At 49.9% G+C, this 16128-nt stretch carries 15 protein-coding genes; 4 read left to right on the top strand and 11 right to left on the bottom strand.

Annotated features, from left to right (window positions below; genetic code table 11):
* Window positions 1–19 precede the first annotated feature (19 nt).
* The 6 genes from ACO0LG_RS17880 to ACO0LG_RS17905 all read right to left on the bottom strand — a co-directional run bounded on the left by ACO0LG_RS17880 (window position 20) and on the right by ACO0LG_RS17905 (window position 7110).
* Window positions 20–3148, bottom strand: coding sequence for an efflux RND transporter permease subunit (locus ACO0LG_RS17880; RefSeq protein ID WP_423028779.1), 3129 nt, complete (start codon window positions 3146–3148; stop codon window positions 20–22).
* Window positions 3149–3151: 3 nt separating this feature from the next.
* Window positions 3152–4333: an efflux RND transporter periplasmic adaptor subunit gene (locus tag ACO0LG_RS17885; protein ID WP_423028781.1), complete on the bottom strand. Its 1182-nt coding sequence runs from the start codon at window positions 4331–4333 to the stop codon at window positions 3152–3154.
* A gap of 189 nt (window positions 4334–4522) precedes the next feature.
* Window positions 4523–5002: a DoxX family protein gene (locus ACO0LG_RS17890; protein WP_423028783.1), complete on the bottom strand. Its 480-nt coding sequence runs from the start codon at window positions 5000–5002 to the stop codon at window positions 4523–4525.
* Window positions 5003–5054: 52 nt separating this feature from the next.
* Window positions 5055–5876 carry a putative DNA-binding domain-containing protein gene (locus ACO0LG_RS17895; RefSeq protein ID WP_423028785.1) on the bottom strand — a complete coding sequence of 274 codons (822 nt, stop codon included), beginning with the start codon at window positions 5874–5876 and terminating at the stop codon, window positions 5055–5057.
* Window positions 5876–6799, bottom strand: a complete 924-nt coding sequence (locus ACO0LG_RS17900; RefSeq protein WP_423028787.1) for a DUF692 domain-containing protein — start codon at window positions 6797–6799, stop codon at window positions 5876–5878. Before ACO0LG_RS17900 ends, ACO0LG_RS17895 begins: the two co-directional genes overlap by 1 nt.
* Before the next feature lie 56 nt (window positions 6800–6855).
* Window positions 6856–7110 (bottom strand): DUF2282 domain-containing protein, encoded by a 255-nt coding sequence (locus tag ACO0LG_RS17905; RefSeq protein WP_423028789.1) that lies wholly within the window; start codon window positions 7108–7110, stop codon window positions 6856–6858.
* Between the two features lie 204 nt (window positions 7111–7314).
* Here ACO0LG_RS17905 and ACO0LG_RS17910 point away from each other — a divergent pair, with 204 nt between their 5' ends.
* Window positions 7315–7626, top strand: a complete 312-nt coding sequence (locus ACO0LG_RS17910) for a hypothetical protein (protein WP_423028791.1) — start codon at window positions 7315–7317, stop codon at window positions 7624–7626.
* 36 nt (window positions 7627–7662) lie between these two features.
* Window positions 7663–7881 (top strand): RNA-binding S4 domain-containing protein, encoded by a 219-nt coding sequence (locus ACO0LG_RS17915; RefSeq protein WP_422950582.1) that lies wholly within the window; start codon window positions 7663–7665, stop codon window positions 7879–7881.
* Here the strand turns inward: ACO0LG_RS17915 and ACO0LG_RS17920 are convergent.
* The 3 genes from ACO0LG_RS17920 to mobB form a co-directional block, all read right to left on the bottom strand.
* The gene (locus tag ACO0LG_RS17920) at window positions 7869–8312 is read right to left on the bottom strand and encodes a hemerythrin domain-containing protein (protein ID WP_423028793.1); all 444 of its coding nucleotides are present in this window, start codon (window positions 8310–8312) and stop codon (window positions 7869–7871) included. The two genes, ACO0LG_RS17915 and ACO0LG_RS17920, sit on opposite strands and share 13 nt — an antisense overlap.
* 190 nt (window positions 8313–8502) lie before the next feature.
* A complete protein-coding gene (locus ACO0LG_RS17925) occupies window positions 8503–8703 on the bottom strand; it encodes a YjfB family protein (protein ID WP_423028795.1) in 201 nt (66 codons plus the stop codon).
* 63 nt (window positions 8704–8766) lie between these two features.
* On the bottom strand, window positions 8767–9324 hold the full coding sequence (mobB, locus tag ACO0LG_RS17930) for a molybdopterin-guanine dinucleotide biosynthesis protein B (RefSeq protein WP_423028797.1): 558 nt from the start codon (window positions 9322–9324) through the stop codon (window positions 8767–8769).
* A 131-nt stretch (window positions 9325–9455) separates the two neighbouring features.
* Between mobB and ACO0LG_RS17935 the strand changes: the two genes are divergently transcribed.
* Window positions 9456–10580: an ABC transporter substrate-binding protein gene (locus ACO0LG_RS17935; protein ID WP_423028799.1), complete on the top strand. Its 1125-nt coding sequence runs from the start codon at window positions 9456–9458 to the stop codon at window positions 10578–10580.
* A gap of 195 nt (window positions 10581–10775) precedes the next feature.
* A complete protein-coding gene (locus ACO0LG_RS17940; RefSeq protein ID WP_423028801.1) occupies window positions 10776–11336 on the top strand; it encodes a porin family protein in 561 nt (186 codons plus the stop codon).
* Between the two features lie 137 nt (window positions 11337–11473).
* Here the strand turns inward: ACO0LG_RS17940 and ppc are convergent, their stop codons facing one another.
* Entirely contained in the window at window positions 11474–14230 is a 2757-nt protein-coding gene (gene ppc, locus ACO0LG_RS17945) for a phosphoenolpyruvate carboxylase (protein WP_423028803.1), read from the bottom strand.
* A gap of 252 nt (window positions 14231–14482) precedes the next feature.
* Window positions 14483–16117: a glucose-6-phosphate isomerase gene (gene pgi, locus ACO0LG_RS17950; protein WP_423028805.1), complete on the bottom strand. Its 1635-nt coding sequence runs from the start codon at window positions 16115–16117 to the stop codon at window positions 14483–14485.
* Between the last annotated feature and the right edge of the window lie 11 nt (window positions 16118–16128).

Here is a 16128-nt window from a genome sequence, read left to right on the forward strand (position 1 = left end):
TTTTAGATATTTTTATACTTTAATCCTGCACCACTGTCGCTGCTGCATGTGGGGTGTTCGGTCTAACTTCTGGCTCATGGTAAGCAAAATACGCTTTCGACTTTTTACCCAGATTATCCAGATAAGTATAGGCAATCGGCACGACCAGCAAAGTCAACAGCGTCGAAGTAATGATGCCGCCTATCACGGCCCGGCCCATCGGTGCCTGGGTTTCTGCACCATCACTGATACCCATGGCCATGGGCAACATGCCAAAGATCATGGCGAGTGTCGTCATCATGATAGGACGCAAGCGTACCTGGCCGGCGGCCAACACCGCATCAAACTGGCTCATGCCCTGTTTTTGCGCCTGATTGATAAAATCAACCAGCAAGATCGCATTCTTGGTCACTAGTCCCATCAACATGATGAAGCCGATAATGGAGAAAATATTCAGGGTACTGCCAGTAATCAGCAAAGCCAGCAACACGCCGATCAGCGAAAATGGCAAGGCCGTCATGATCGCCAATGGTTGCAGGAAGCTGCCAAATTGTGAAGCCAGGATCAGGTAAATAAAGATCACAGCTATCCCCAAGGCAGCCACGGCAGCACTGAAGGACTCTTGCATTTCCCTGGTCTGTCCGCCGATATCAAAGCGGTAGCCTGGTGGCAGCTCTATGGTTTTCACCAGTTTTTGCACTTCAGCACCCACGTCACCAGCAGGACGCCCTTCGACGTTGGCATAAATGGCTGCCCTGCGTTGCAAGTCCTGGCGTTTGATCACGCGTGGGCTGGTGCTGGGAATAAATTGCACGACCTGGCGCAAAGGCACCATCATGGGTTTGCCATTTGCATCTACCTTACTACTCGCGAGTGAGAGGTCACCCAGGTCAGAAATTTTTTGCCTGCCTGATTTGGGCAATTGCACATTAATTTCATAATTCTGACCATCCGGTGCCAGCCATTGACCCAGGGTATCGCCTGCAACAAAGGGGCGCAGTGCTGAACCTATCTGCTGTACTGACAAGCCCAGGTCATTCGCCAGTTCATTATTGACCTTGACCAGGACAGTTGGATTAGCCCCTGTCAGACTGCTCTCAAGGTCGGCAATGCCTTTGATGCCTGCCATTTTTTTCATGACGCTATCGATGACATCTTGCAGCTTGTCGGCATCTGGCCCAAGTATAGCCACATAGATAGGCTTATCAAAACCTACGGCCATCTCTATGCCAGGTATGCTTTTCAAACGCTCACGAATTTGCATCTCCATCTGTTTTTGCGACTTGCGGTGAGTGATGCGCTTTTCGCTGAGCTTCATATTGATCTGTGAAGTATTTCTCTCATTATCGATACCGACCGAAGTATTGATAGTCTGTATGTCCTTCATGTCCTTGAGAATAGCTTCAACCTGGCGTGTTTTATCATCGGTATATTGCAGGCTGGAGCCGACCGGGGTTTTCAGGTTGATGGTGATCTGGCCTTCATCAGCCTCAGGTACAAATTCAGTTCCTATCATCGGCACGAGGAAAATACTGCCGACAAAAAGTGAAGTCGCCAGCAGCAAGGTAGTTTTACGCTTGCGCAAAACCAGTTGCAATAATTTGCCGTAGATAAGGTGAAGCTTGTCGATGATATGTTCTATGCCGCCCATGAATTTTTCCAGCCAAGGCAAGCGCTTGAAACGGCCTTCTTCTGGATCACGCCATACTGAAGACAACATGGGATCAAGTGTGAAACTGACGAACAGCGACACCAGCACAGCCACGGTCACTGTAATGCCGAACTGGAAAAAGAATTTACCTATCATGCCCTGCATAAAAGCCACCGGAACGAACACGGCAACAATGGCAAAGGTAGTTGCCATCACGGCCAGGCCAATTTCATTGGTGCCATCTTCTGCTGCCTGCTTATGGCCTTTGCCCATACCCAGATGCCGCACGATGTTTTCACGCACAACAATGGCATCATCAATCAGCAAACCTATACATAGCGACAGCGCCATCATGGTCAGGAAATTCAGCGTAAACCCAAAAGCTTTGAGTGCAATGAAAGTGGCGATGACGGAGATAGGCAAAGTCAGGCCGGTGATGATAGTACTGCGCCAGGAATGAAGGAACAGGAAAACGATCAACACCGTCAGGCCTGCGCCTTCGAGTATGGTTTCTTTCACGCCGTCGAGAGAGTGCCTGACAAAGTCAGCATTGTTTTCACTGATGGTCATTTGCACGTCTTTGGGCAAACGGGTCTTCAGATCAGCAATCGCTTCCATGATGCCGTCACCGACCTCAACGATATTGGCATCCTGTATCCTGCTGATGGCAACGGCAACCGACCTTTGTCCATTCACCCGTGAGATGGAATATTCTTCTTTTTCACCATCCTGCACTTCTGCGATCTGCTCCAGATAAACAGGTGCACCGGCACGCCGCGCCACAATGATTTTATTGAAGCCGCGGGTATCTGCTATCTTGGCTTCAAGCCTGACCAGTTGATCTTGTGAGCCACGCGTAATCAAACCTGCGGGCATGTTTTGATTGGTGCTTTGTATTGCCGACAATACTTCATTAACACCGATATTATTGGCCGCCATGCGGTCAGGCAAGAGCTTGACTTGCACTTGGCGCACCACGGCGCCACGCACATCCACCCTGCCTACGCCTGGCACGCTTTGCAATTTCTTGACGATGATCTGATCCGTCATATTTGACAGGTCACGCAGGCTGCGCTCACCAGAACTGATCGCCATTTGCACAACCGGGCGGCCGTTACCATCACCACCCTTGACGATGAAAGGGTCTTTCACATCACGCGGGAAGCCGGGACGTATCTGGGCAACCTTGTCACGCACTTCCTGCAAGACCTTGTCGCCATTGACGGACAACTGAAATTCTATCCAGATACCGGCCCTGCCCTCATAAGAACTGGCCATGATGCGCTTGACGCCGCTGATGGTATTGACGACGTTTTCTACCGGTTTGGTAATGTCGTTCTCAACGATCTCTGGCGAAGCGCCGGGATACTGCACTTCCATCCAGACACCAGGCGACTCGACATTGGGCATGTTTTCCAGGCCCAGGCCCCTGTATGAGAAAATACCAAGTACCATCAGGCCGACCATGACCATGGTGGCAAACACCGGGTTTTGTATACTGACTTTGGTCATCCACATGGCTTAGACTTTCGATGCAGTGTCAGGCTTGGGCATTTTCACCTTGCTGCCGGCTTTTACGCCATCGAGGCGGGCAGAGATCAATACCGCACCAGCTTCCAGCCCGTGCACAATCTGCACCTTGCCTTCGTCTTCGCTGCGCAGACCAAGCTTGACAGTTTGCATCTTGACCTGGTCATTAATGATTTGGTAAACGACATCAGCACCATTGACTTGCCGCACTGCAGTCAGCGGCACGGTGGTTGCTGGCATCGATTTTTCCAATACCAGATTGCCTTTGGCGAACATGCCACCACGCAACGCTGCATCGGCATTATCGACCGCCACATACACCATCATCGAACGAGAACCTGCTTCAGTTGCGGGGTTGATGCGCGCCACCTTGCCGACAAATTCACGGCTACCAAAACCATCAACCTGAAACACCACTTTTTGTCCCGACTTGACTCTGGGTATTTCGCTGGCTGGCACTTGTGCTTCCAGCGTCATGTGGCTGAGATTGACGATGCTATACAGTGCTGTATCAGGCGATACCTTTTCACCCGGCTGCACATGGCGCTTGCTGATGAAGCCATCCAGCGGAGAACGCACTTGCGTATCAGCCAGCGCGAGTTGCGCGACCTGTTTTTGTGAGATTGCAGACTTCAGGCTGGCTTGCGCCAGTTCCAGGCCATTGTGCGTTGTGTCAAAAGCATTTTGCGAGATATAGTTTTGCTTTAATAGCGTCTCATTCGACACGCGATTTTTTTGTGCCAGTGCCAGTCTGGCCTGGGCTTCATCCACGGCTGCTTCTTGCGTAGTCAGGCGCGCATGCAAATCGGCGGCGGTGAACCGGGCGATAATCTGCCCCTTTTGTACCGCCATACCTTCCTGCAAAGGCGCTTCTGCCACTTCGGCGATCACCTTGGCGCGCACTGTCACCTGGCTGTCTGGCACCAGTGAACCGGATACGGGCAAATGCGCGGTCAACTCCTTGAGTTCAGCCCTGGCAATATCAGCCACTGCCAGTTCATAGATCACTTCCTTGTCGGCCTGTTTTTTTTCACTGGTACTTGCTTGTGCAGTCATCTTGCTGGAATAGACCATCCAAAGCGCACTGCAAATTGCCACAGCGACAACGGTCATGACGGGTGTTCGCCATTGAATGTGGCCCTGGGTATTACGAAAGCGAAATTTGTTTTGCATGATGAAGATATTCCAGTGTATTTGCGCTATATCCGCTCTGCCGCCAGGCAGGCCAGACTTTGTTTAGCGTTTTGACTAATACACAGAGGATAAGTTCATCAAATATTAGGGCAAAATTGCCCCCCAAAAAAAAGAGCCCGGCTTGGTGGGCTCTGATTTAGCTTTGATTTCGTGGCGTGATTTACAAATTTAATTTGCTGGATTATTTGATTTTCCCTTATCCAGCCAGGCATCCAAAGATAGCTTACCAGGCCCAAAACTGACCAGTACCAGTAACAGGATTCCCCAGTAAAAGTGAGAATTGACCGCTGCCGGGCATTCAAGCTCAAACAACTGCGGGTAAGAAATCACGGCCATTAAATTAACGAAAAACAAAGCCAGCGCTGCCGGGCGGGAAAAAATACCGATTGCCAGCAAGACAGGCAAAATCAACTCCCCGCCCGCCCCCATCCAGGCTGCCAGTTCAGGGGGGATCACGGGCACCATGTATTCTTCGCGGAACAAGGACAGGGTAGATTGCCAGTCAGCTATTTTCAACTGGCCTGCCTTAAAAAACTGCCAGCCCACATATAGCCTGAGTGCCAGACTAAGGGCTGAGCCGCCCCAGACATTGAGCCTGTCATCAAAACGGGTGCTCAGGCGATGAAAGTATTGCAGGGTGTTATACATAGAAATTCTCCAATTAGTCTCCTGCAACTTAGTCTGTCTGCTGATGGATTCCTTACAACTGGCTTTCAGGGAATTTAAAATTGGCAAATAATCCAGCTGCAAACCAGGTTTGCAACTCAGCATTGATATCAAATTCACTGTCTGCATCAAGCGCGATTTCAAGCGCGGCGCCCAAGCTGCTGCCCTGCTGTAAAGCAGTCAAAGCCAGGAAGCCCGGCTTGCTGATCGCTTGCAACTCCACCGACCAATGACGCCTGCTGATAAGCCCATGACAAGTCTGCTTGATATTTTCCGGGAATCCCGCATCAGTATCTGTCTGATGGGCAAGCCAGATCGCCACACTATCCAGTTCAGAAATATATAAACTGGACGCAGGGTGAAATTCCAGTTGCACCGCCTGCACATCCTGTCCTGATGCAGCCACGGCCTGCAACAGGCCTGCCAGGGTGATCGCATCCGAATCGGCAGCATAATAGGTGCTATGTACCTGCCACTCCAGCGCGGCGACATCAGAAAAATAAGGGTAGTCTGCGGCGTCAGGTACGGTTTTCAGGAACGCTGCAAGCCTTGCGCCAAACTGGTTCAGGTCACCAGACTCTGAAGGACAGGCGCGGCCAAAAGCGCGTACCAGCTGCTCGAAATAGTCCTCGCCTACCAATTGATACAGGACAGGGAAAGCATTCTTCAATGCCGCCGTCCAGATGGCAGTCAGGTTGCCGCGGTACAAGGCAAACCTGTCATCCTGGTGAGGGTGAGCATTAAATAGGGTAGAGGCCTGTGCAGCGCTAGATGGCTGCAATAATGCCTGGGCAAATTGCGCCTGAATGTCGGCGAGCGCAAGCGCATCCATAGGTGCATCAATCTGCGCACTCATCAGACTGCCGCTATCTCTTGCGATGGTGCTGGCGTTGGCATTGGCGCAGTTGCCAGAATTTGCCTGGCTTTATGCGCCTCGCCCAACAGCACCGACAAATCAGGGATTGCCGTATCCCATTCTATTAATATGGGTATCCCGGCAGGTAGCATCTGAGTTGCTTGCTTGAACAATTCCCACACCGGATCAGCAACCTGGCTGCCATGATCATCGACCAGACAAATATCGGTTTGCAAATGGCCTGCCAGATGAATTTCACCTATCGCACCAATGGGCAAACCAGCCATGACGCGCAAGGCTTGCTGCGCGTCTTCGCCATGATTGTGTTGGTTCACATAGAGATTATTAATGTCGAGCAAAATGCCGCAACCTGTACGCCTGACCAATGCAGCAAGAAATTCGGCTTCCGACATATCGTCCTTGGCAAAGCGTAAATACGTCGAGACATTTTCTATCAAGACCTGTCTTTGCAAACATGACTGTAATTCATCAACACGCTGGCATATCAAATCGAGAGCGCTTTGCATCAGTGGCAAAGGCAAGAGGTCATTCAGGTGTCTGCCAGCAATGGCACCCCAACACAAATGCTCAGAAACCAATGTAGGTTCAGTGCGTTCGATTAAACGCTGCAAGCGTGAAATATGCAGATCAGAATAGCCCAGGACTGATCCCAGACCCATGCCAACGCCATGCAGGCTTAAGGGATAATCCTGGCGCAATGTTTGCAAAACATGCAAATCATAGCCTCCATCACCAAAATAATTTTCTGAATGCACCTCCAGCCAGTCAGCAGACGCTGGTGAAACCACATCTGCCATCGCAGGTGCATTCAGAAAATCACGGTAGTGCTGAGTACGCAAACCCACACCTACCCCTTGCAGGACAGGCGTGGGTTCATTGTTTTTGCGAGCCGTATCAGTCAAAAGAAATCAGCCACGATAAGACGGCCCATCAAAATAACAAATTTAAAAATGAAAACTTAAGATTTAGGGGCTTCCAGTTTGCCGCCCATTTTTTCGCAAGAACCTGCTGGTACTTTTTTCCATTCAGATGCGTCATTGTCTTTTTTGGATTGACCAGCGCAAGAATGGGAGCCTGATTTGGTGGCACAATCATTTTGACCAGCCTTGGCAATACCAAAGCATTTTTCTGTCTTGACTGGATCCGCAGCCATTGCCAAGCCAGAACCCAACAAACCTGCCAGTGCGACTGCGACCATTGTTTTATTACTCATGTTCATCTCCTGTAAATTGATTCAAGAACTTCATTAAGCACAACACCCCACATGGGAAAATTTAAAACTACAGCTTATAGTCGGCGCAGATAAAGCAAACTTACAAAATTTTGTAAAATATTTTCAGTCGCACTATCTACACTATCTTCTACGCAGCACATTTTCATTTGGATTCAGGCGGCGATGAGATTATCCTACTAGCTTATGACTTTTTTTCAAGCTAAAAGTTTCTATATGCTTAACTTCATCCAAGAATTACGACAAAGTATCGAAAATTTATCTCACAACGAGATCAATATCACTGTTTTTTGCAAAATCTGGCGCAATCAGACAGATTTATTAGCCGCCCTGCCACCACAATTTGCAGAAGTCATGGAAAACCTCTTGAGCCGGCTGGAGTCAGGCAGCCTGTTCACAGAAGAAAGCTGCTCCTTCAGCCAAACAGACCTGATTGCCCAGCTAGGAATGTGGCTTGAGAAAGCAGATGCACGCCTTGCGCCTGGCAAAATAGTGTAAGCTGCGTCCCTTTTATTACAGGATAGAGGAATTGATATGCAAAGCCTGAGTTTTAGCCTGGAAGGCGAATATGTAGAACTGAACCAGTTATTAAAACTGGTTGGCCTGTGCGAAAGCGGCGGCGCTGGCAAGGCTATCGTCGCCAGCGGCGATGTCAGTGTTGACGGTGAACAGGAATTGCGCAAGACAGCGAAAATCCGCGCAGGCCAGCTTGTCAGCCTGGGCGATATAGAAATACGGGTTCAGGCTGGCTGAACCTGGGCAGCAGTATCGATGGTAGTATCGGCAATCTTTTCATGATCGCTCGCCATGAAACGCGCCAGCATATTATCCATGGTATCGACATGATGCTCGAACCATAAAGGCAATTCTTCTGCCAGGCGCGTTGCCAGATCGGTTTCACCCAGCTCTACCCTGCGCCTGACTTCTTGCATGACTTCCAACACGGCATCATGTTCTTGCCTGTGGCAACCTGCAGGCGGGAATGCGGTCTCGGCCATCCACTGGTTTTCTTGCTCAAAATGCGCAATGGAATGTACGATCAGGGCATCCAGCCTGGCCACGAAGGTGTCAGGATTGTTTTCAGACAAAGCAGCGCAGAGCTCGACAAACTCTTTATGGGTATCGTCCATAGGTTCATAGCTAAGGCTGAGTCGGTCAGACCAACCCCAAGAATTTTGTTCCATGCTTACATCCTGATATTGAGAGAGCGAATTGGCGAGATTATCGCTGAAAGTCAGGCAACTTGCTTGCGTGAGATCAATGTCATTCATTACAAAAACAAAATGAAGAAACAAAAAAGCGCACCATCAGTGCGCTTCTTGACATTTCTACTTACATCTCTTCTTACCAAATACCTGATAGCAGTATACGCAATCAAGCTGTAGTATTAATATTCCTGCCAAGATTAGGCGGCAGATTAGCAACAGATTTATTATCTGGTATGGCTTCTATCAGGGCAGTTGCACTTTCAGCAGTAATATCTTGCGCTTTTTTCAAAACAGCAATACTTACAGCCTGACTCGTACCCACGTCAGCCAATGTTGTTGCCAAACCAGCGATACCGGTCACATCCATGACAATTCTCCTTATCTGTCTGTTTCTATTAACGGCGGCTAAAGAGAAGTCTTTAATAGAAATTCAAATATTTTTAAATTTCTTGTTCTGCATCGCAATAACAATCCACTCAAGCAAGAGTTTGGGCTGATTTATATTCAGCCATTGCAAACCAGCGCGCAAATTGGCCGGAGCTGGAGAGTCGGATACAACCACCACGACATGAGTATCATCTGTATAAATGGCGGGCTTGCCCAGAGACGGTCGAAAAACTTCTATCTTGGTAATGGCCTCCCATTTATAACCTTCTACCAGCGTCAGGTCTGCGGGTGATAAGCGGGTCAATAATTCAGCCAGTGACGGTTCAGCCTTTTGCCGCAACTCGTGCGCGATCACATAACGATAAGGCGATGCCAGCAGGACATCTTGTGCACCAGCAAGGCGCAGTCGTGCACTGTCTTTTTGTGGTGGCTCTATCGTCACGTCATGATGACTGTGTTTGACGATATTGATCTTGTATCCAGCCGCTGTAAGCTCCCTGACCAGGTATTCCAGCAAACTGGTTTTACCACTGCCAGACCATCCTATCACGCTCAATATCTGCCCGTAATCAGTGACACCTGCCTCTACACCATCCTTCACAGCACTCTCCAAATTTTAATATTCACTATAAGCATATGACTTAGGTGTATGACTCAGACACTGCCTCGTCATTCCATAGTCATATTTGAATGTAACAATTGTTACATTGCAATATTTCACAGGTTATCACTATGCGTTCCCGCTTCAGACTATGGTCCTTCTGTTTCACACTGCTATGCCTGCTGTTCACCCTGAATGTACATGCGCAAGCTAATGTCATTGTCGTTGGCCAGGCGATAGACTTGTCCGGACCGAATGGTAGCATTGGCCGCGACTATGTAGCAGGTATCACGACTTACTTTGACAGCATCAATGTGAATGGCGGCATAGGCGGTAAACGCATCAAGTACCTGGTACGTGACGATCAGGGCAATCCCGCTGTTTCGGCACAGGCTGTCAGCGACTTGCTGGAAAAAGACAAGGCTGATTATTTGCTGGGCGGCATAGGCGCTGCCGTCACCGATGCAGTGTTGGCAAACGCCAGGTTTTCACAAAGCGGGCAAACCCTGTTTGCCCCGCTGGTGGCATCAGTCAAGACTTACGGTACCCGCGTCCTGTTCTGGCGGCCCAGCCCTGAGCAAGAGATGCAATATATATTCTCTTACTTCGATAAGCTGGGTATCAAGAGCGTAGGCATCGCCTATCAAGAAAACGCCCTGAACCAGGACATGTACCAATATGTGGTTGCCGAGTTGCGCAAACGCAATATGCTCATGAGTGGCCTGGTACGCATAGGTGTGTCTGCGGCAGACCTGGAAAGAGAATCTGCCCTACTGGCACGCAGCAACCCTGGCATCGTGATCGCCATTGCTGATACGCTGGGGACAGGCATCTTCCTGAAGGAATTCAGAAAACAGGCTCCCCGCACTTTTGTTGCCGGCATGTCACTCATCAATCTCGATACCCTGGCAGAAGTGGCAGGCCCCAAGGCGCTGGAATGGACGGTTTTTTCCCAAGTGGTACCTAACCCACTGAGCAAAAAGTCACTGATACAGATAGATCATAGCAATATGATGAAAAAATTCCGGGATGAAGATCTGTCTGCCCTGACATTTGAAGGCTTCATGGTTGCCAAGACTCTGGTCAAAGCAATACAGGCAGGAAAAGGCGGGCGTGATGGCCTGCAAGCGCTGGCAACACAAAAAAGCATCATCGATCTCGGTGGCGTAACCCTGTCACCATCAGAGACTACACACCGGATGTCCAATTATGTCGATATGGCACTTTTCAGAAAAGGCGGAGGCTTGCTGTTCTGATCATGACCACACAACTTATCAATAAGGCATTCATATAGAAAACCGCATGTATGAATAAGAATAAATAACGTTTTTTGACATTCCGATGATTTTAGAATAGAGTGCTGCACCGCAACATGAGAATTTAAAATTTACTTATCCAGTAAATGCATGAATCAAGTTTGCGCTATTCAAAAAAAATCAATCAGGTACATCATGTTTAATAAAAAAATTATCGCTGCCGCTCTGGCAATTTCCGGTTTGTTTATCGGTACAACTGCCAATGCGCAGTTTTATGCTGGTGCCACTGTAGGCCAAGCTCGCTGGAACATGGATTGCGCTGGCACATCCAGTTGCAAAACCAATGACACCTCTTTCAATATCCTGGGTGGTTACAACATCACTCCTAACTGGGGTGTAGAAGGCAGCTATTACAATCTGGGCACAGTCAAAGCGAATGTCTACGGCATCGCTGCAGAAATGAAGGCAACCGGCATTGATCTGGCTGGCACATACCGCGCACAAGTTGGCAATAACTGGGGCCTGTTCACTAAACTGGGTCTGGCTTATTCCAAAGGCGAAGCAACTGCTGCATTCAATAATGTTCGCGGATCCACCAGCAAAAATTCCACACAAGTCATGGTAGGCATTGGTGCAACCTATGCATTCACGCCTAACTTCGCTGCACGCGCTGAAATCGCCAGCCGCAAAGTTGACTTTGTTGGCGGCGACGGCAACATCGCCAACTTCAACATTGGTGTTCAAGCATCATTCTAATATACCGAAATTGAGTTTGACCTAAGTGGTCTCGCTCGAATCCTTATATTTCAAAAAAAACCTCTCTGGCATTGCCACAGAGGTTTTTTTGCATCTGAATGGCACTAAATCAAACGGTAGCTTCGTCATCCACAATATCAACCACTATTGCGCAAACCGGCAGCAATGCCATTGATCGACAAATGTATACCGCGATGCACGCGCTCATCATCATCGCCGTTACGATAGCGCTCCAGCAATTCCACCTGTACGTGATTCAAAGGCGACAGATAAGGGAAACGGTTACGTATCGAGCGTGCCAGCAAGGGGTTCGCTGCCAGCAATTCATCCTGACCAGAGATAGCTTTCAATATGTCTATGGTCGCCTCATGTTCAGCCTGTATGCGCGGGAAGATGCGGTTACGCAAGGACTCATCCTTGACCAGTTGGGCATAGCGGCTGGCAATGCCAATATCGCTCTTGGCCAGCACCATTTCCATATTCGATAACACAGTGCTGAAGAAAGACCATTCCCTGAACATCGCCTGCAAGGTCTGCAAGCCGTTCTTAGGATGGGCCTTCAGGTAGGCTTGCACCGCCGAGCCAAAGCCAAACCAGCCCGGCAACATCAAACGACATTGTGACCAGCTAAATACCCAGGGTATGGCGCGCAAGTCTTCTATCGCTGTTGATTTTTTGCGCGATGCAGGCCGGCTACCTATATTCAAACCAGCAATCTCTGAAATGACTGTCGATTCCCAGAAATATTTTTCGAAGCCTTCAGTCTCATAAACGAGGTTACGGTAAGCCTTGAAAGCGTGGTCAGACAATTCCTCCATGACGGTCAAAAATTCGGGCCTTGGTGCCGGTTCTGCATCAGCCAGCAGGGTCGCTTCCATCGTGGCTGCGGCCAGCACTTCCAGGTTACGCCGCCCTACTTCAGGATTACCATATTTGGCAGTAATCACTTCTCCCTGCTCAGTCAGACGGATTTGCCCCTGCACTGCACCAGCAGGTTGCGCCAGGATAGCCTGATAGCTGGGGCCACCTCCACGACCGACAGAACCACCACGACCATGGAACAGGCGCAAACGTATCTGATGTTTGGAGAAAATGTCGATGAGATCAAGCTCTGCCTTATACAGCTCCCAGCCAGAAGTCAAAAAGCCGCCGTCCTTGTTACTGTCTGAATAACCAAGCATGACCTCCTGCGCGTTGTTGCGGCTGGCGAGCAAGCGCGCATAGGCTGGGATGCTGAATAATCTGTCCATCACGGGCGCGCTGTTTTGCAAATCGCCTATGGTTTCAAACAGCGGGATGATATTGACATCCACACGGCCTTCTGCCGGATGCAGCAGACCAGATTCTTTCAAGAGCAGGGCCAGTTCCAGCATGTCGGACACGCCGTCGGTCTTGGAGATGATGCAATTTGGTACCGCGCCTTTGCCATAGCGTTGTTGCGCTGTGAAAGCAGCACGATAAATTGCCAGCTCGGACTGGGTTTCTTCTGAATATGTCAAATAAGGTGAGGCCAGCGGGCGGGCTGAGCTAATCTCTTTAATCAAGACTTCTATACGCTGGTCTTCATTCAAGTCCAGGTATTTCAATTCAGGATTTGCTGCTTGCAATAACTCGTGCACCACACGCTCATGCACATCAGAATTCTGGCGCAAGTCTAGTGGCGCAAGATAGAAACCAAAGACTTTGACGGCACGGCGCAAATGGCGCAGGCGGCCGCGTGTGATAGCGGCAGAACCGTTAGCATGCAGCGAATAATGGACGATATCAAGATCAGCAGCCAGGTCTTCTGCCGTGGCATAGGGTTCAGCATCACCACTGGCGTGGATGGTCGGCTCCAGCCCCAGCAATTGTTTATAGCTCGCAGCAAGACGCGCATAAATGCCGCTGATCGCCAGGCGGTATGGTTCATCGGAACGGTGTGGAGAATGATCAGGTGAACGCTGCGCAAGAGCAAGCAAATCGTCAGATACTTTCACCAGCAGGTTCGCCATCGACAATTGCGAACCCAGGGTATGCAATTCATCAAGATAAAATTTAAAGGCGCGTGTGGCCTGCATGGCCAGGGTTTTTTCCAGCACAGTGGCGGTAACGAAGGGATTGCCGTCGCGGTCACCACCTATCCAGCTACCCATTTTCATGAAGCTGGGTAGTTCGTGCTGCGCCAGCGCTGCATCTTTGCTAGCCAGCAGATCTTCCAGACCCGCATACAGATGGGGCAACTCGCGCAGGAAAGTGTAGTCGTAAAAACTCAGGCCATTTTCGACTTCATCCAGCACTGACAATTTGGAGGTACGCAACATGCGTGTCTGCCACAGGGTCAAAATGGCACGCCCCAAAGCTTCATCATTGGCGGCAGATTCTTCCGGCGTCAACTGCATACGGTCACGTTCGTCCAGCAAGCGGGTAATCACCATCTGGCAATTCAAGATACTCTTGCGCTGCACTTCGGTGGGATGCGCAGTCAGTACGGGGAACACTTGCGCAGTCTCAAAAAAATCCAGTAACTGCTGGCTGCTGTGACCAGTGTTGTACAAAGATGCTATCGTATGCGCCAGGCTGCCCTGGCGAGGCGCGGAACCTGCAATCAAATGTGCACGCGTGCGGCGTATGTGATGCTGGTCTTCTGCCAGGTTCACCAGATGTGAAAAATAACTGAACGCACGTATCACTTGCGTGGTCTGGTCGTTGGTGAGTGTATCTAGCGTGGTTTCAAGTTCAGCGCGTGCAGCCTCATCCGCATCGCGTCGAAAACGTATGGAATTCTGGCGCACTTGTTCAATGAGATCGAATACTTCATCGCCATGCTGGTTTCTTACCGTATCGCCTAATATGCGGCCCAGCCTGCGTATGTCTTCACGCAGGCTCTGGTCTTTGTCATCGCTGATATCGTTCATTTTTATCTGTGGTTGTAAGTGAGTATTCATGCTGACAAATTTTAAAATAGGGATGAAACCGTAGTGATGAAAATTCTTGCGCCTCTCGCTGCGGCAATATATTTACAACGTCAACATCGCCGTACTACAGAGTGAACATGCGGTTTGACAGCGCGCTTACATCACAAACTAAAACCTGATATATCAAAAACTGAGCAAACAAACTGAGGCTTGCTTACAACAAAATCAGCTGAGCCAGACTAAGCAAGTGATCTAAGCGGCCTTCTTCAATTTATGGCTACGCCCCACCGCCATCAATAAACCCTTGGTCGAGCTGTCGTAATCTTCTTTGACTGCACTTGGATCAAGACTGATCAATTGCTGTGCCAGCGATTTTCCCAACTCCACACCCCATTGATCAAAGGCATTGATATCCCAGATCACCGATTGCACGAATACCTTGTGTTCATACAACGCAATCAATGCGCCCAAGGAGCGTGGCGTCAGAGAATCCAGCAAAACAGTTGAAGTCGGGCGATTACCTTCAAAGACGCGCGGCGCCAATACCTTGTCAGGCAAGTCACCAAGCTCAGTGCGTACTTCTGCCATGCTCTTGCCCCAGGCCATGGCCTTTGATTGAGCAAAACAATTTGCCAGCAGTGCCTGGTTATGACCGGGCAAACCCGCATCATCATCAGCCACTACGATAAAGTCGGTAGGGATAATCGTTGCCCCCTGATGCAATAACTGGAAGTAAGCATGCTGGCCATTGGTGCCCGCTTCGCCAAACAAGATAGGCGAAGTGGTGTAATCAACCCGCTGGCCTTCACGCGTGACGGACTTGCCATTGCTTTCCATTTCCAGTTGCTGCAAATAGGCTGGCAAGCGTGTCATGCGCTGGTGGTATGGTGCGATTGACAGCGCTTGCAGGCCGAGGAAATTGATATTCCACACACCGATCAAGGCCATCAATACTGGCAGGTTCTGCTCCAACGGTGCCTGGGCGAAATGCAGGTCCATTTCATGCGCACCCGCCAGCATTTCTTCAAAACGGTCTGCGCCTACATATAGCGCAATAGACAGGCCAATAGCGCTCCACATGGAATAGCGGCCACCAGCCCAGTTCCAGAACGGGAAAACATTTTCAGGCGCAATGCCGAATTCAGCAGCAGCTTTGACATTGGTGCTCAGCGCCACGAAATGCTGGCGTATCTGATCGACCGGGCAACCATGCGACAGCATCCATTCACGCGCAGTTCGGGCATTGGTCAGGGTTTCCATGGTCGCAAAAGTCTTGGATGCGACTACGAACAAGGTGGTTTCTGGATCAGCATTAGCCAGTGCATCGGCGACATGGCGGCCATCGACATTGGAGACAAAATACAGGGACAGGTTTTTTTGCGACCAGGGTGCCAAGGCGATACAAGCCATTTGCGGGCCAAGGTCTGAACCACCGATGCCGATATTGACTATGGTGCGTATGGCCTTGCCGGTATAGCCCTGCCAGCGCCCGTCCCGTACCGCATCGCTAAAGCTACGCATTTGCGCCAGCACCTGGTGCACATCGGCAGCAATGTTTTCACCATTCAAATCAAAGGACTCACCTTTAGGCAAGCGTAATACCGTATGCAGGACTGCGCGGTTTTCTGTCTGGTTGATCGCTTCACCGCGCAGCATCGCATCACGGCGTGACTCCACATCCTGCTGCCTGGCCAATGCCAGCAAATTGAGCTTTGCTGTCGTGTCTATGCGTTGCTTGGAATAATCAAGCATGATGCCGCAGGCAGAAGCTGAAAAATGCGTGAAACGCTGCGGATCAGCACGGAACAATTCTTTCAGGTTAGGCATGTTGGTGGCACGTTGCTGCAACAAACCCCAGATAGGAGTACGCGATACGGAAGTGACCATAATCTTACTTA

It is taken from the genome of Undibacterium sp. Ji42W (genome assembly GCF_049340405.1).
Lineage (GTDB): Bacteria > Pseudomonadota > Gammaproteobacteria > Burkholderiales > Burkholderiaceae_D > Undibacterium.